Source organism: Pseudomonas sp. LBUM1645 (genome assembly GCF_059716185.1).
In genome coordinates this window covers 3,827,312-3,841,920 of the sequence record NZ_CP166811.1, presented here as the reverse complement: position 1 = coordinate 3,841,920, position 14,609 = coordinate 3,827,312, and the positions used below count along the sequence as shown (strand labels likewise).

Below are 14,609 nucleotides of genomic sequence, written 5' to 3'. Positions count from 1 at the left end.
TGTGAGGTTCATGAGCGGGCGTACAGGATTACCGCCGCCCGCAATTTTCCACGCCCGAAATACGCTTCTCCAGTCGCAGCGCGTCGGCATGGTCCTGGTAATAGTCGTGAATCAGGGCAAAGCGTCGGTAACCGTTGCGCTCGTACAGGGCAATCGCCGACGGGTTGTCGATGCGAACTTCCAGCCGCAGGTAGGCGCAGTCGTGTTCAAGGGCGCAGGCTTCGATGCGTTGGAGCAATTGCTTGCCCAGACCGCTGCCGCGAGCTTCGGTGGCGATCGCAATCGAGTAAAGACGCGCCAGCGAAGTACCCCGGTGAAACAGCACCACGGCGTAACCGACCAGGTGCTCGCCACGCTGGGCCACCAGCAGTTGCCCGTGGGCCCGCGTGATCATCCATTGAAAACTGCGACGGTTAAGCCGATCCGTGGTGAAACAGTGTTGTTCGAGTTCCAGCAGTGCCGGTAAATCTTCAACCACCGCAAAGCGAAAAACCAGGTTCATATGACCACCGTAAAAGTTGCGTAACGAAACGGGACTTTCTAAAAAGTTCGTGCTTAATAGGAAAGGTCTTGTTCTCCAACGGATCAATCACTATGTCAGCGGTACAGGGTCATTGGCGCGAAGTATCCGAGCAAACTTTGCCGGCAGCAACTTATTTAAATGACGGTGTTAGAACTTCCAGCCAGTTGATTATCATCGTCGAACGCAAGGAAGACTGGACCTCCTACTTCCCCAGTGAAGACATCGTCAGCGCCCAGGAATACCTCGAGAAACCCCGGGCCAACGAGCAGGGCAAGCGGGTCCAGGTGATCAATCTGTGCCGCAGCTACAAGTACCTGGGGCACGGCTACTATTGCTCGCTGCTGGCCGAAGCCCGTGGACACAAGGTAATTCCGTCGGTGAGGACCATCAGCGAACTGACCCGAAAATCCCTGTACGGCCTGGCCCTGGATGATCTGGATAAAACCCTGGAAAAAGCTCTCAGTCATCACCTTTACAGCGATACCGAAGGCTTTACCCTGACACTGTACTTTGGCAAGACTCATATCGAGCCGTTGCAGGATCTGGCGCGACAGTTGTTTGAAGTCTTTCCGTGCCCGATATTGTTAGTTGAGTTTCGTCGAACTAACGGCTGGCACATTGAAGGGATAAAGTCCGGCGCCTTACATAAGTTACGCGAAGATCAGGAAGATCAGTTCGCCCACTCACTCGACAGTTTCAGTCGCAAGATCTGGCGCGTGCCGCGTTCCCGGCGTTTAGCCCGCTATGACCTGGCCATCCTGCACGATCCCCAGGAAGCGTTGCCGCCGTCGAATGCCAAGGCGCTGGACAACTTCGTCAGGGTTGGCAAGACGTTGGGCATCGACGTCGAGCTGATCGAGCGCAAGGACTACGCACGTATTGCCGAATACGACGGGCTGCTGATCCGCGAGACGACAAGCGTCGACAACCACACCTACCGTTTTGCCAAGAAAGCCGAGAGCGAAGGGCTGGTGGTGATGGACGACCCGACGTCGATTCTGCGTTGCACCAACAAGGTGTACCTGACCGATCTGCTCAAGAGTCATCAACTGGGCATGCCCGCCACCGAGATTCTCTATAAAGAGCGACCGGAAGATTTTGAGCGGGTTGGCGAGCGCCTCGGTTTTCCGTTGGTGTTGAAAATCCCCGACGGCTGTTTCTCTCGGGGCGTGATCAAGGTCGAAAGCCAGCAGGCCTTGCTCGAAGCCACGGCCGAACTGTTCGAGCATTCGGTGCTGTTGCTGGCTCAGGAATTCTTCTACACCGAATACGACTGGCGCATCGGCGTGCTCAACCGCAAACCGATCTTTGCCTGCCAGTACTTCATGTCCAAGGGCCATTGGCAGATCTACAACCACAAGGCCAAGGGCCAGGACATCAATGGCGAATGCCGCACCCTGGCGGTTCACGAAGCACCGCGGGCAGTGGTGGAACTGGCGGTGAAGACCGCGAACCTGATCGGCGATGGCCTCTACGGTGTCGACCTCAAGCAGTCCGGCGACAAAGTGGTGGTGATCGAGGTCAACGACAATCCCAACATGGACGCCGGCATCGAAGACGCTTACTTGCAGGACGATCTGTATTCACTGGTGCTGGAAGAGTTCGTTCGTCGCCTGGAACTCAAGCGCCGCGGCCAGGCCTGGTGAACGGCGGATGATCAAGAGTTTTCAACTGATCCACGGCGCCCTGCACAAGGTCGAACGGCTGGACGCCGAAGTCATGCTGTTCAGCAACCCCGACGCGGCCGAACGGGATCTGCTGCACAGCCATTTCAAAGTCGATGAACACGCCCTGGCCTCGGCCCTGGACCCCGACGAGGTGTCACGCATCGAGTTTCACCCCGACAACCTGTTCCTGATCTGGAAACGCCCGGAAAACTATTCCGGTGCCGGCAGCCTGGCCTTCGAAGTGTCGTCCTGCGGTTTGCTGTTTTCCGAGCATCGTTTGCTGGTGATCGCCACCGACGACTCGCCGCTCAGTGGCCTCGGTATGCGCCAACCTCTGAACACGCCGCTGGATGTGTTGCTCGACCTGTTGTTCAACAACATCCATCACTACTTGGGCCACTTGAAGGTGATCAAGATGGTTGCCCGGGAGTTGCAGCAGAAATTCAACGCGTCGATGCAGAACCAGCACCTGATCCAGATGTTCAACCTCAGCGAAAGCCTGATCTATTACATCAACGCGATTCACAGCAACGGCGCAGTCCTGACCCGCTTGCGCAATCACGCGGCAAAGGAACATTTCAGCGCCGAAGCCATTGGCCTGATCGACGACCTGATCATCGAAAACAACCAGTGCTACAAACAGGCGGAAATCTACTCCACGGTGTTCTCCGGGCTGATCGACGCCCGGGGCAACCTGATGAACAACAGCATGAACAACCTGCTGCGCAAACTGACGTTGATCAATGTGGTGTTTCTGCCGCTGAACCTGATTGCAAGTATCGGCGGCATGTCCGAGTTCAGCATGATGACGGCGGGCGTGCCGTGGTGGGTTTCGTATCCGCTGTTGCTGACCGCGATGATAATGGGGGCTGGAGGGATGGTGCTCGGGCTCAGGCGGTTGGCGAAATAACTCCGATGGCTGTCAGAACGCTATGGCGAGCAAGCTCGCTCCCACAGGGGTTCTGCGATAGGCACTAAATCTTGGACCACTCAGGTCCAATGTGTGCGAGCTTGCTCGCGATAGCTATATCAAAATCGCCATGATGTCCGAAATCAGATCTGTTGAGTCGCAGCGACAGATTTCCTGCGGCTTTGAAATCCCCGCACAACCAAATACAACAATGGCCCGATGGAGACGAAAATAGCGGTGATCAAAAGGTAGGGGACCACGGACCATCCCGACTGCCCCCGCTTGCGCGCATCTGTGTACATCCAGATGCCTGCGAGCGTCGCCAGCAGGTACAAATCAATGACCACCTGCGCCGTGTCGGGGCGCGACATCAGGCTGATGCCGAAGTCGATCAATGACTGTTCGGCCTGAAGCATCACCGAAACGGTGTAGGCGGCGAACGCGATCAGCGCAATGAGCGGCAGGGTGACAGACTTCATGGTTTCCTTCCTTGGGGACAATGAGCAGAGTCGTCAGCCTACAGAGGCCGCGTAAAATTGGCCATTGACTTGCCATCAGCGTCCGGCTAATTTCCGGACATGACTTCCACTGTATTGCGCTGCCAGCCAAGCATTATTACCGCCATTCCTTATTTGGCGGGCTAGCTCACGACTGCAGCACCCAACCCGCCCTAGAGGCGGGTTTTTACTTTCTGTCTCCTGGGTCTTGAACCAACGCCGACCGGCGTAGGAGCTGCCGAAGGCTGCGATCTTTTGATCTTGGCGTCCGCAAGATAGATCAAAAGATCGCAGCCTTCGGCAGCTCCTACACACAGTCGGTGTACGACAGGAGACGACCATGAGCACCACCGCCCAGCAGACCTTGCTTGAGCACTACGTGAAAAAGATCCTCGCCGCGCCAGTGTATGAGCTCGCGGTGCGTACGCCGTTGCAGGTAGCACCGGCACTTTCCGAGTTTTTGGGTAACCAGATTCTGCTCAAACGCGAAGACCTGCAGCCGACCTTTTCCTTCAAGATCCGCGGTGCCTACAACAAACTGGTGCAACTGAGCGATGAGCAAAAGGTGCGCGGGGTAATCACCGCTTCCGCAGGTAATCATGCTCAAGGCGTGGCATTAGCGGCCCGTGAACTGGGAATTGCGGCGACCATCGTAATGCCGCGTTCGACGCCGGAATTGAAAGTGGTGGGCGTACGCAGTCGGGGCGCCGATGCCGTGCTGCACGGTGAGAGTTTTCCGTTTGCGCTGGAATATGCATTGAACCTGGCGCGGCAAACCGGTCGCACCTTTGTCTCGCCCTTCGACGACCCAGACGTGATCGCCGGGCAGGGCACCGTCGCCATGGAAATCCTGCGCCAGCATCAAGGTCCGCTGGACGCGATCTTTGTCCCGGTGGGTGGTGGCGGCCTGATCGCTGGCATCGCGGCGTACGTCAAATACCTGCGGCCAGAAGTCCGCATCATCGGCGTCGAGTCGGAGCATTCCGCCTGTTTATATGCGGCATTACAGGCCGGCGAGCGAGTTGTCCTGCCGAACGTAGGCACTTTCGCCGACGGTGTGGCCGTCGCCCAGATCGGTGCTTATGGTTTCGAGGTCTGCCAGTTTTGTGTCGATGATGTGTTGACGGTCAGCAATGACGAACTCTGCGCCGCCATCAAGAATATCTACGATGATACCCGCTCGATCACCGAACCTTCCGGTGCCTTGGCCGTGGCCGGAATCAAGAAATACGTAGCGCAAACCGGTGCCCGTGGTCAGACACTGGTAGCGATCGACTCAGGCGCCAATATCAATTTTGACAGTTTGCGCCATGTGGCCGAACGCGCCGCGTTGAGCGGCGCCCCGGCGTGAGCAGTATCAGGCCAGCAGCGGGCGCAGGAAGGTCCGCTCATAACTGACGATAAACTTCTTCTCGACCAGCGAAGCTACGAGTGCGGTGCTCTCGGCGTCAGTCATCGCGATATGCCGGTAACTTTCGTAGTCCGCTAGCGAAGGAAAGCTGAACAGGCAGTAGGCGATATTGCTCGCGCCCTCGGAAGGCAGGAAGTACCCGTGGTGCGTACCGCCCAAACGCTCGACGATGCCGAGCCAGGCCTTGGCGTAGGCTTCGAATTCGCTGAGTTGATACGGATCGATCACATATTTGACGTGGCAGGTAATCAAAATGGCGCTCCTGTTACGGGATAGAACGGTTATTCCTGGACGGCTTTCTCGACCTTGCTCGACGCCGACCAGATCCGGTAGCGGACTTCGACGTCTTTGGGCACGTAGAGCACGATCGGCAGTTTGCTGTTGTAGCGCAGCATGAAACCGTCACCGACCACCGGCACAAAGTCCTTTTTACTTTTGCCGTCCGGGCAGGCCATCAGCGTACTCATCGGGCCGATGACTTTTTCCAGTCGGTAGAACGGGTAGCCCCAGCCTTCGAGGTTTTTCTCCTCGAGAATGCCGCCCAGGCGTTGGCGATTGCAGTCGACGGTCAGGGTTTTGCCGGCGAGGACTTCGACCTGGAAGCTGTCTTCCTGAGTCTGTGGGGCAAGGTGAATGACCTGGCGGGTGAAACCGCTTTCAGCTTTGGGGAACGGCGCGACTTCTTCGAGTTTCGCGGCGTGAGCGATGGTCGACAGCTCGGCAAGAATCAGCCCGACGGTAGTGATACAGGTCAAAGAACCCATGATGCCTCCTTGCTTGCGAGTGGGGTCAGCGGATACTGAATTGATTGGCCGCATTCTTACTGGCGTGGTCGGCCAATGCAAACTTGTCGCTGGATGTATGCAGATTGCAGGGGCACCACAACGCCTTTCTTGCATATTGCATGGGCTATTTACGCGCTGTTTCGCTAAATCGTTGATTTACCGATGAGCTGCAGGGCGAAATCCTAGGCATGTTTTATGCTGTAGCTGGTCTTAAGCTGACCGGGGATTTCATTGCGTCAGTATCGATAGTTGATTGGCAGTCTCATATTAAGGAGAGGGTCGCCATGTTTCTTTCTGCCTTGGAACTTCGCAACATCATTGAAAGCAGTTTTCTGCCGAAACGTTGTCAATGCACGCTGTCGCCGGACCTGTCGATGACCGTTAAGGTGTATTCCGATCGTGAAACCGATCACCTTGATCTCATGGTGACCGGAATAAATGCCAAGCACTTAAATGGTTGCCGAGAAATCAGCGACTTGATAGCTGGACTGCGCTCTGACATGCAGCACCAAACCATCGCCCAGACTCTGCATCCAGACCGGAAAGCGCTTTAACCCACGGTTTCGAGTTCCATCGACACGCGCTTGGTCTGGAGAAACGCCAGGCCCAGCGCCAGTTCGACCACCACCGCCAGCAAAATGCCCGGACCGCCATGGCCATTGAGCCATTCGCCGAAGCCCAGTCCTGCCAGCCCCCAGCAGCCGACCATGAAACCATTGGTCAACGCATTCAAACCCTAGACCAAGGCCAGCACAAAACACAGGATGGAAGTGAAGGTCGACAAGGCACGAAACGATAACTGCATGGCGAATCCTTGCGGCAGTGGGGGGAGGCGCTGAGCAAAGCGCCAGAACCCCTCACAGGAATACCGCAAAGTATTGAATCAGACCTTTCCGTCAGTTTTGATAACTGCAAGCGTCGGAAAGTTTGCGGTAGGAGATTTCCGCCGGTTTGCCCGAGGTGCTATCGATGTACTTCATGTCGGCTGTGACCACTTTGCAGTCCAGCGTCGACGGTTCGGTCAAGGTAATGACCTTGCCCACGTGCAGCGGCATACCGTAATGGTACGGCACTGCCTGGGAGCTCGAAGTGTCATTGGCCTGGGCCAGACCGGCAAACGCGGTGCAGGCGAGGGCGGTGGTGATCAGCAAGGTGCGCATGTTCATGAACGATCTCCGATGCAGGCTTAAAGTCAGCTCGACGTTTAGGCGTCGAACCTGCCGCACTGGGCGTCAGAGAACTCTGAGGGCGTGCGGTCCAGTAAAGTTTTGGACCGCAGGATTAATCGAAGGTTAAGTAGCGGGCTAATGGTTGCTGCTATTTGACGCGCACAACCTTGAACCCACGTCGATCTGAAGGCGCCTCTATACCAGAGGGTCCTTCCAGTTGACCCTTTCCAGCGACGTAGTCATAGACCAGAAACTTCGTCGACATTTCATACCCGATATTAGGGATGACCAGCCGCATCTGCTCTCGTCCCAGATAAAGCCAACGGGGCAGGGCCTTCTCGGCAAAATCGATTCGCTCGACCGTGTGACTGACAGGATTCTTGCGCAGAACCACGCCTTTCATATACGGCGAGCCGTATTCGAGGGCGAAAATCAAACTGGAGGCAGCGCACTTTGCCAGGACAATCCGGCCGACAAAGTCGGATTGGGGCATGTCGGTAAAAGCGATTTGGGTTTTTCCGTCGAGTTTTATGAACAAACGTTGTCCGTCCACATCCGGTTCGGCCAGCAGCGAGACGTGTGTGCTGTCGGCTAAAGGGCAGGTGAGGATTGTCTGGAGCGGTTGTGCATAGGCCGGGGCGGCTAGCAGCGCCGCGATGACGTACTTCCATGGTGTTCGCATTCGGGGTGAATCCCTTCGGTGGTAGGGTCCTACATAACTGCCCGTGAGGCGTAATAAATCCCGAGAAATGTTCGTCCCGTTCCTACAGTCTCGGGCGCTTTGTCGTCTTTCGCCGGGAGGCTTCCAGCGGGTACTGTTTGGCCTCGCTGCAAAATCAGCGAGCAGGTTTGGTCACCTGATATCCCGCACACATATGTGCCATCATTCGCCCAGCGGACATCTTTGTCTTCGTTGTGCGTTGTTATGGCGGCTGTGTGCTGGACGCCTTCGGGCGAGCCGAGTTGTGCGGGTTATCGGTTGACCAAGCCTGTACACAGTCCGCCTCCATCGTTTGGTCACGGTGCTGACGGTTACTTAACTTACGTATGAGTAATTCTTATGCCAACGTTCAACCCGTTTCCCGAGCGCTATCGCTCAATCAAAAGCAGCGTCACCGACTCAAACCCCATGGTCATCGACACCGCGGCCAATCCCCAGGACATTCTCGAAGCCGCTCTACAGCGCATCCGAGCCTCCAGCCAGTTGCTTGAAACGCTCCATTGCCAGTGTTTCAAGAACGGTGATGTCCAGGACATTCCGCACATTACCCACGCGCTGTATCTGCTGACGCAGGACGGCTGCGATCTATTGCAGGTTGCGCAGCAGCAGATGTTGGGCTGGAAAGCGCCGGCCTGACGTTCGCTGGAACACGCCTGCCTCCTGTGGGGGCAGGTTTTGAAGCTAAATGCCCAAGGTCGATGCATTCAAGGCTTTTTTTGGGTTCGGGCATATTCAACAAGATCTTTGGGGTAAACCCGGTGATCGATTTCGCTGTCGTCGATGTCGTATAAAAAGGCGATAGCGCCTGCTTCTACCGCCCAGTAACCGACGTAATTCCCATCCTTTCCCTGTAAATGACTGTCATGCCAAGGCGCTTGTTTGAAGGCGGAATACCATTGCTTGCAGTATTTTTTAAGAAATTGGGTAGCTTCCTCTTTGCTCTCTGCATAAATGGCCCGAATCAAATGTGAATAGACGTCGTGAAACCATTGGTCCACATCGTGTCTGTTCGGCAGCACCTTGATCAGCAGATCTTCATAGAGCGTATCGTCGCCAGCAAAGCCTGCACGGTCTATCAGCAGGACAAACCGTTGAAGTAAATCAATGCGATGCAGCAGAACGCAGAAGCCTATCACTTGCACGCATTCTTCATATTGGGAAGGCCAGTCGCATATCGCGAGCGGCGATATGTCGGGACTGTTCTGGTACTCCGCCAGCCTGGCTTGTCTGGTTTCGTATTTTTCTATGAGAACTTCAAGCAAAGGTATGAGAGAAACGATTTCCTCACCTGCTGTGTAAGCGGCTAAAAGCTTGTCCAGTGCCAACTGCTTGAAGTGCGTTGAACGAATTGTCGCCTCTTCTTCGGGCGAGTCAGACTGAAAGGTGTTGGTCTGGAAAAACTCAATCACCTCGTCATGCTCTCTCAGAAACTTGTTGTACTGATATTCACTAAAGTATTTTTGTCGTTTGTTCATGGCGGCGGCTTTTAAAGGGCAGAGATTTATTGTTTCGATCAACGTTGCAAGATCTGCCAGCCGTCAAATGACCGAGTCGGGTACCCGGCTTAAAAACAACGCCAAGCCTTGCTGATACTGTTCGGCGTCCATGACATCGCTGTGCCTGGGGATGTGATAGGCCTTGTCCTTGCGATCCAGTTCGGCGCAGGCCACCGAGTAAAAGTCGGGCGTTTCCTTGAAGCGCACGATCTTCCCCCAAGCCAACCCGCCTTTCGCGCCCTTTGCATTAATCAGGCTGAAACCCTGGTCGTCGAACAGCAGGCGATACGCGCCCTCAGCGGCCTTGAGGTTAATACGCAGTTTGGCTTCGATAAGGCGCTGGTTCGCACCGCGCAAAGGCGCGCGCGGCTTGGCATGGCTGGCGGCGATCCGTGCTCGCAGGCGGCGTAGCAGTCGACCGGAGAAGAACCACCAGACCACCATGAGGATCACTCCAGACAGCACCATCGAGATAATCTTCTGGGGGGTGAACTGGCGCTCGGGGAAATAGATCGCCAGCATGCCGCCGACCAGGCAAAGGACAAACAACAGAGGGGCGAGCAGACGGTCCTGCCAGCGTGCGACATAACTCAACAATCGGGCCTGCTGTTGATCATGCTTGAGCATTTCGCGCTCCAGCAATTCGCCGATCCTGATTTGGGTGTGCGCGGGGGTAATGGTGAATTGCAATTCCATAGCGTTGAATCCGAAGTCCGTTTTCTGATGAGGCTGGAGTTTACGTGTTTGCTGTGTTCCTGGCATATGCCACCAGGTCTTTGGGGTAAACCATCTGATCGATTTTACTGTCGTCGATGCCGTATAAAAAGGCGATAGCGCCTGCTTCGAAAGCCCAATAACCGACGTAGCTGCCATCGTCGCTTTCCATGTCCAAATGACTGTCATGCCAGTTGGTTTGTAGCGTGGCGAAAGCGGGATACCACGCTTCGCAATATTGCTTAAGCAGGTTGCTGGATTCTTCAGGTTCGGTGGCGTATATCGCTCTGATCAGCGGTGTGTAGAGGTCGTGGAACCACTCGTCCAGATCAGCGCGATCAGGTAAATACTTTCGCAGAAGGTCTTCGTAGAGTGTGTCTTCGTTGGCGTATCCAGCGCGATCTATCAAGACGGCGAAGCGAATCAGCAGGTCGGTGCGATGCAACAAAATGCAAAGGCTGATGACTTGAACACACTCTTCATAGTGTTCGGGCCAGTCGTCGATGGCCAAAGGTGAAATGTCAGGTTCGCGTTCCTCGGCAGCCAGTGCTTGTTGGTAAATCTCGTAGCTACTGATCAGCTTCTCCAACCGGGGAATGAGGCTGTCAAACGGCTCGCCCGCCGTGTAACTGATCAGCAAGGCATTAAACGCCGCCTCCTTGAAGTACCCCATTCGTAATGCCTTCTCCTGGTCTGGAGAATCTGCCTGCATCGTCCTGCCAGACCACCGCGACTCAGTTGAATCGTATAGGTGGATGGACTTTCGGTAGTACGAGTCAACGATGAAATGCTGTCGTCTGTTCATTACGTTTGTCTGGCTCTCTTCCATTAGGGGGGCTATTCCTTGTCGAATCGCTTAAACCACTGCGCGGTGGTGTCTTCTCCGAAGGTCGGGCCATAGGGCGAATGGGACTGGAGTTGTACTGGCTCAGGGATGCGTAAGGTTTTGACGACTTCATTGACGGCAACGTAGGCCGCGGGCGGTGCCTGATCCCGTGCACCGAGTTGGGGATAGTCGCTGGCACGGATGATCAAGCCAGCGTTAAAGTTCTGGATGTGAATATCGCTCCTTCCGCCAAGAGCCTGTCGCAGTACGGTTTCACCACCAAGGCGCTGGACAAAGGCCTCTCCTAGAACCGTCTGCCAGTTCACACCTTTGATAACGTCAATCAGGTGAAGGCACAGACTATGCGGAGCCGAGTCTACTTCCAGCCCGAGATATTGCTGAGCCAATGCAAATTCGGTTGATACGTAGGTGTCATAATCGAACGGAAGTATCGTCGACAGGCCGCCATAACCGTGGTCTGCATCAACCTGGTTGCAAAGATATGCTATCCAGGCGTTGTACCGTTCAAGTCCCGCGTCTGTTTGCAGAAAGTCCCAAGGCAAGACGATCTTCAAGTAGGAAATGCCTGTGTCCCCATGCAGTTCCTGGCTGTTAAGGGTGGATAAACCGTAGGCCTCGGCTTCTTCGAGGCTGCCTGCACTGGTGAGCTGCCATTCGTATTGATCATGGCCTCCGCTTTTCGCAATTCGGGCCACGGTTTTTTCAAAATTGGCAGGTGTCAGTTTCTGGTAGCCGTCCTGTATGTGGCCTTTCAATAGCGTGCCGAACTCTTCATAGAATGCTCGATAGCATTCCATGACTTTGAGCTTTTTCGCAGTGGTGTAGCTTTGCTTGAAGTAGATCGTGGCGATGACGCCAAGCTTTACGACAGACATCCCATTTGGCAATTCGAAGGCCAGATTTGGGGCGGTTGCGATTAGGTTTTCCAGTGTGTTCATTGAGTCTTCCATTGACCGAGAATCTCGAAAAAACGTTTTCAGCCGGGGCGAATCAGTTGCCTATCACTGTCTTATGGTTTCTGGCGTATTCAACCAAAGCTTTCGGATACACCCTATGGTCGATTTTGCTGTCGTCTATGCCGTATAAGAAAGCAATTGCTCCTGCCTCGATAGCCCAATAGCCTACGTAGTTACCTTCCTCTCCTTGAAGATGAGTATCGTGCCAAGGAGCTTGCTTGAAGGCTGGATACCATTTTTGACAATATTTTTGAAGTAGCTTTGAAGCCTCTTCTTTACTATCGGTGTAGACAGCTTGGATGAGTGGCGTGTACACGTCGTGATACCACCGGTCGACATCGTGCCGATGTGGAAGGACTGTCTTCAGTAAGTCTTCATAAAGAGTATCGTCACCGGCATAGCCAGCCTCGTCTATAAGCTTGACGAAGCGCGGTAGCAGGTCAGTACGGTGCAGTAGAATGCACAGGCCGATAACTTGAACGGCTTCTTCGTATTGATCGAGCCAGTCATCCAATGCCAATGGCGACATCTTTGGTGAATTTTCATACACCTCTAGAGTTTTCTGACGGATTTCGTACTTTTCAATCAAGTCTTCAAGGAGAGGAATAAGAGACTCTATGTTCTCTCCCGCGGTATAGCTGGCAAGAAGTCTGTCAAGCGCCAAAGTCTGGAAAAAAACAGACCGAAGAGACGCCTCTTCTTCGGCAGAGTCAGATTTGAATTTGTTGGTTTTGAAGAACTCTATGACTTCATCATGTTCCCTAAGGAAATTTTCATAGTGTTTTTCATTAAAGAATTTTTGTCGTTTTTTCATAGGTATCAGCAAAGGGGAGGTTGTCCTGCATCGACACGAGCAACCTGGGACCCATTGGTCGGTTGGTAATTTCTCGCGTATTCGACCAAGTCCTTTGGGTACACCATGTGATCGATTTTGCTGTCGTCTATACCATACAAAAATGCGATTGCTCCCGCTTCAATAGCCCAGTATCCGACGTAATTTCCATCTTCTCCCTGTAAATGCAAGTCGTGCCACGGCGCTTGTTTAAATGCGGCATACCATTGGCTGCAGTATTTTTTAAGATACTTGGTTGCTTCTTCTTTGCTGTCTGCATAGATAGCTTGAATTAAAGGTGAGTAGACACCGTGAAACCAATAATCTACATCGTGCCTATTTGGCAGTAACTTGGTAAGTAAATCTTCATATAGAGTGTCGGCGCCAGCATAGTTTGCGTTATCTATTAACGTTACAAACCGTTTAAGGAGGTCCGTGCGATGTAGTAGTATACAAAAACCTATGACTTGCACGCATTCTTCATATTGATAAGGCCAGTCATCAATTGCTAGTGGAGATATATTAGGGAGTTTTTCGTGCTCCTCCAGCTTGGCCTGTCTTACTTCGTACTTGTCAATCAGGTCGCAAAGGAGAGGTATTAAAAACGCTATTTCTTCTCCTGCCGTATAAGCTGCCAAAAGCCTGTCCAGTGCAAGCGTTTGTAAATGCCTTGAGCGAAGAGCTGCTTCTTCTTCGGGAGAATCGGATTGAAAGGTATTTGTCTTTAAAAATTCGAGTACTTCGTCATGCTCTCTTTGAAAGTTTTTGTAATGAGTTTCACTAAAAAATTTTTGTCTTTTTTTCATTTTGGTCATGCCTCAATTTTCAGAGAACTCAATGCGCCGTACTTTTTGGCTAGGGATTTCTTGCGTTTGTTTACGAAGCCTTTCCCCTGACAGCCTGCTGGAACAAGCCTGCCTCCTGCGAGGCAGGCTTTGAAACATCACGAGGGTATTATTTTTCACCCGACCAATACCAAAGCGTGTCACCCCAATTGGAGCCACTAAAGCTCGGCATAGTTTCGCCCTGATTGAAGTAACGTCGGGAGTTGAATTGAGCTGGACTGAACCAGTACCCCGCCATGCTGCATGGTTGGCCGGCTTCAAGGCGTGCAGGGTTTGTTGATTCACTATTATCTTGGTCGAAGCGTGCATACCAGCGAGCGGTACTGTCTTCTTCGAAGCAGTTTCCATATGGGGAATAAGTGTGCAGTTGATCTGGATTTGGAATGCGCAGAGGTTTTACGACTTTATTGATCGCCACATAGGCAGGAGGAAGTGGTTCGTCTTCGGCACCCAACTGAGGGAGGTCTCCCGCACGAATAATCAGTCCGTTGAAGTAACTTAATATCTCTACATCGCCACGACCGCTGAAAGCATGGCGTAGCAGGGCTTCGCCGCCTAGACGTTCTACAAACGTCGCCCCAAGAATGGTGTACCAGTTCACACCCTTGATGTGATCAAGCAGTTCTCGCTTAAAGTTGTGCACCATGGTGTCCACTTCAAGTCCGGGGAACTGCTGAGCCAACTGAAATTCCATTGGCATGTAGCTATCGAAGTCATAAGGCAGAACACTGGAAAGACCGCCATAACCATGTTCAGCCTTCACCTGATTACAAAGGTAAACCAGCCAGTTCTGATATCGAGCGGCGCCGTCAGCTTCCAGCAAAAAAGCCCAAGGCAAAGTGATCTTCAGGTACGAGCGCTTGTGATCGCCATGGACTTCAAAAGAGTTCAAAGCCGAAAGACTGTACTCCGCGGCCTCACCTGCAGTTCGAGCACTGCTGAGGTGCCATTCATATTGTTCGTTCGAATCAGTTCGAAGAATGTCCAGAGTCGTTTTTTTGAAACTGTCGTTTATCAGTTTCTTGTATTGACCATCAAATTGACCCTTTAGATGTTGGCCAAATTCTTCATTGAAGCGATCAAAACACTCTATGACTTTTTTCTTGCTTTCCAGTAAATAGCCTTTTTTAAAATAAACTGTGGCAATCAGCCCCAGTCTGATGACTGGCGTACTATCAGGCAGTTCAAATGCCAGGTTTGGAGCCAGGTCAGGTAATTTTTCCAATGCATTCATAG

The 14,609-nt window shown here is 53.2% G+C and carries 16 protein-coding genes and 3 pseudogenes; 5 read left to right on the top strand and 14 right to left on the bottom strand.

The window, feature by feature from the left end; all coding sequences use genetic code 11:
• Positions 1 to 58: 58 nt before the first annotated feature.
• Positions 59 to 502 (bottom strand): annotated as a pseudogene (gene rimI, locus ACA079_RS17135) (ribosomal protein S18-alanine N-acetyltransferase); the annotation flags it as partial.
• A 92-nt stretch (positions 503 to 594) separates the two neighbouring features.
• On the opposite strand from rimI, the gene ACA079_RS17130 reads away from it, so the two are divergent.
• Both ACA079_RS17130 and ACA079_RS17125 read left to right on the top strand, forming a co-directional pair.
• Positions 595 to 2,169, top strand: a complete 1,575-nt coding sequence (locus ACA079_RS17130) for a RimK family ATP-grasp domain-containing protein (protein WP_497700187.1) — start codon at positions 595 to 597, stop codon at positions 2,167 to 2,169.
• 7 nt (positions 2,170 to 2,176) lie between these two features.
• Positions 2,177 to 3,100 carry a magnesium transporter CorA family protein gene (locus tag ACA079_RS17125; RefSeq protein ID WP_497700186.1) on the top strand — a complete coding sequence of 308 codons (924 nt, stop codon included), beginning with the start codon at positions 2,177 to 2,179 and terminating at the stop codon, positions 3,098 to 3,100.
• Positions 3,101 to 3,243: 143 nt separating this feature from the next.
• On the opposite strand, the gene ACA079_RS17120 is transcribed toward ACA079_RS17125, so the two are convergent.
• Positions 3,244 to 3,579: a DUF2834 domain-containing protein gene (locus ACA079_RS17120; protein ID WP_497700185.1), complete on the bottom strand. Its 336-nt coding sequence runs from the start codon at positions 3,577 to 3,579 to the stop codon at positions 3,244 to 3,246.
• Between the two features lie 358 nt (positions 3,580 to 3,937).
• On the opposite strand from ACA079_RS17120, the pseudogene ilvA reads away from it, so the two are divergent.
• A pseudogene (gene ilvA / locus ACA079_RS17115) lies at positions 3,938 to 4,930 on the top strand (threonine ammonia-lyase, biosynthetic); the annotation flags it as partial.
• 24 nt (positions 4,931 to 4,954) lie between these two features.
• Here ilvA and ACA079_RS17110 read toward each other — a convergent pair.
• Complete coding sequence (locus ACA079_RS17110; RefSeq protein ID WP_033055038.1) at positions 4,955 to 5,260, bottom strand: NIPSNAP family protein; 306 nt, start codon at positions 5,258 to 5,260, stop codon at positions 4,955 to 4,957.
• Between the two features lie 29 nt (positions 5,261 to 5,289).
• Positions 5,290 to 5,772 (bottom strand): serine protease inhibitor ecotin, encoded by a 483-nt coding sequence (gene eco, locus ACA079_RS17105; protein ID WP_497700184.1) that lies wholly within the window; start codon positions 5,770 to 5,772, stop codon positions 5,290 to 5,292.
• A gap of 305 nt (positions 5,773 to 6,077) precedes the next feature.
• Here eco and ACA079_RS17100 point away from each other — a divergent pair, with 305 nt between their 5' ends.
• Complete coding sequence (locus tag ACA079_RS17100) at positions 6,078 to 6,347, top strand: DUF1652 domain-containing protein (RefSeq protein ID WP_497700183.1); 270 nt, start codon at positions 6,078 to 6,080, stop codon at positions 6,345 to 6,347.
• Here the strand turns inward: ACA079_RS17100 and ACA079_RS17095 are convergent.
• The 3 genes and pseudogenes from ACA079_RS17095 to ACA079_RS17085 all read right to left on the bottom strand — a co-directional run bounded on the left by ACA079_RS17095 (position 6,344) and on the right by ACA079_RS17085 (position 7,644).
• Positions 6,344 to 6,598, bottom strand: a pseudogene (locus ACA079_RS17095) (hypothetical protein). The gene ACA079_RS17100 and the pseudogene ACA079_RS17095 sit on opposite strands and share 4 nt — an antisense overlap.
• Positions 6,599 to 6,689: 91 nt before the next feature.
• Positions 6,690 to 6,959 carry a DUF2790 domain-containing protein gene (locus tag ACA079_RS17090; RefSeq protein WP_046047138.1) on the bottom strand — a complete coding sequence of 90 codons (270 nt, stop codon included), beginning with the start codon at positions 6,957 to 6,959 and terminating at the stop codon, positions 6,690 to 6,692.
• A 151-nt stretch (positions 6,960 to 7,110) separates the two neighbouring features.
• Entirely contained in the window at positions 7,111 to 7,644 is a 534-nt protein-coding gene (locus ACA079_RS17085) for a hypothetical protein (RefSeq protein ID WP_497700182.1), read from the bottom strand.
• A 378-nt stretch (positions 7,645 to 8,022) separates the two neighbouring features.
• Here ACA079_RS17085 and ACA079_RS17080 point away from each other — a divergent pair, with 378 nt between their 5' ends.
• Complete coding sequence (locus ACA079_RS17080; protein ID WP_497700181.1) at positions 8,023 to 8,319, top strand: hypothetical protein; 297 nt, start codon at positions 8,023 to 8,025, stop codon at positions 8,317 to 8,319.
• 68 nt (positions 8,320 to 8,387) lie between these two features.
• On the opposite strand, the gene ACA079_RS17075 is transcribed toward ACA079_RS17080, so the two are convergent.
• The 7 genes from ACA079_RS17075 to ACA079_RS17045 form a co-directional block, all read right to left on the bottom strand.
• The gene (locus ACA079_RS17075) at positions 8,388 to 9,158 is read right to left on the bottom strand and encodes a PoNe immunity protein domain-containing protein (RefSeq protein ID WP_497700180.1); all 771 of its coding nucleotides are present in this window, start codon (positions 9,156 to 9,158) and stop codon (positions 8,388 to 8,390) included.
• A 63-nt stretch (positions 9,159 to 9,221) separates the two neighbouring features.
• Positions 9,222 to 9,875: a hypothetical protein gene (locus tag ACA079_RS17070; RefSeq protein WP_497700179.1), complete on the bottom strand. Its 654-nt coding sequence runs from the start codon at positions 9,873 to 9,875 to the stop codon at positions 9,222 to 9,224.
• Positions 9,876 to 9,915: 40 nt separating this feature from the next.
• Positions 9,916 to 10,566: a PoNe immunity protein domain-containing protein gene (locus tag ACA079_RS17065; protein ID WP_497700178.1), complete on the bottom strand. Its 651-nt coding sequence runs from the start codon at positions 10,564 to 10,566 to the stop codon at positions 9,916 to 9,918.
• A 164-nt stretch (positions 10,567 to 10,730) separates the two neighbouring features.
• On the bottom strand, positions 10,731 to 11,678 hold the full coding sequence (locus tag ACA079_RS17060; RefSeq protein WP_497700177.1) for a type VI immunity family protein: 948 nt from the start codon (positions 11,676 to 11,678) through the stop codon (positions 10,731 to 10,733).
• 52 nt (positions 11,679 to 11,730) lie between these two features.
• Complete coding sequence (locus ACA079_RS17055) at positions 11,731 to 12,510, bottom strand: PoNe immunity protein domain-containing protein (RefSeq protein ID WP_497700176.1); 780 nt, start codon at positions 12,508 to 12,510, stop codon at positions 11,731 to 11,733.
• Between the two features lie 5 nt (positions 12,511 to 12,515).
• Positions 12,516 to 13,334: a PoNe immunity protein domain-containing protein gene (locus ACA079_RS17050; protein WP_497704337.1), complete on the bottom strand. Its 819-nt coding sequence runs from the start codon at positions 13,332 to 13,334 to the stop codon at positions 12,516 to 12,518.
• Between the two features lie 148 nt (positions 13,335 to 13,482).
• Positions 13,483 to 14,607, bottom strand: coding sequence for a type VI immunity family protein (locus ACA079_RS17045; RefSeq protein ID WP_497700175.1), 1,125 nt, complete (start codon positions 14,605 to 14,607; stop codon positions 13,483 to 13,485).
• Positions 14,608 to 14,609 lie beyond the last annotated feature (2 nt).

Coding starts and splice junctions, on each gene's coding strand:
- ACA079_RS17130 (WP_497700187.1), top strand. CDS start 595: ATGTCAGCGGTACAGGGTCATTGGCGCGAAGTATCCGAGCAAACTTTG.
- ACA079_RS17125 (WP_497700186.1), top strand. CDS start 2,177: ATGATCAAGAGTTTTCAACTGATCCACGGCGCCCTGCACAAGGTCGAA.
- ACA079_RS17120 (WP_497700185.1), bottom strand. CDS start 3,579: ATGAAGTCTGTCACCCTGCCGCTCATTGCGCTGATCGCGTTCGCCGCC.
- eco (WP_497700184.1), bottom strand. CDS start 5,772: ATGGGTTCTTTGACCTGTATCACTACCGTCGGGCTGATTCTTGCCGAG.
- ACA079_RS17100 (WP_497700183.1), top strand. CDS start 6,078: ATGTTTCTTTCTGCCTTGGAACTTCGCAACATCATTGAAAGCAGTTTT.
- ACA079_RS17090 (WP_046047138.1), bottom strand. CDS start 6,959: ATGAACATGCGCACCTTGCTGATCACCACCGCCCTCGCCTGCACCGCG.
- ACA079_RS17085 (WP_497700182.1), bottom strand. CDS start 7,644: ATGCGAACACCATGGAAGTACGTCATCGCGGCGCTGCTAGCCGCCCCG.
- ACA079_RS17080 (WP_497700181.1), top strand. CDS start 8,023: ATGCCAACGTTCAACCCGTTTCCCGAGCGCTATCGCTCAATCAAAAGC.
- ACA079_RS17075 (WP_497700180.1), bottom strand. CDS start 9,158: ATGAACAAACGACAAAAATACTTTAGTGAATATCAGTACAACAAGTTT.
- ACA079_RS17070 (WP_497700179.1), bottom strand. CDS start 9,875: ATGGAATTGCAATTCACCATTACCCCCGCGCACACCCAAATCAGGATC.
- ACA079_RS17065 (WP_497700178.1), bottom strand. CDS start 10,566: ATGGGGTACTTCAAGGAGGCGGCGTTTAATGCCTTGCTGATCAGTTAC.
- ACA079_RS17060 (WP_497700177.1), bottom strand. CDS start 11,678: ATGAACACACTGGAAAACCTAATCGCAACCGCCCCAAATCTGGCCTTC.
- ACA079_RS17055 (WP_497700176.1), bottom strand. CDS start 12,510: ATGAAAAAACGACAAAAATTCTTTAATGAAAAACACTATGAAAATTTC.
- ACA079_RS17050 (WP_497704337.1), bottom strand. CDS start 13,334: ATGAAAAAAAGACAAAAATTTTTTAGTGAAACTCATTACAAAAACTTT.
- ACA079_RS17045 (WP_497700175.1), bottom strand. CDS start 14,607: ATGAATGCATTGGAAAAATTACCTGACCTGGCTCCAAACCTGGCATTT.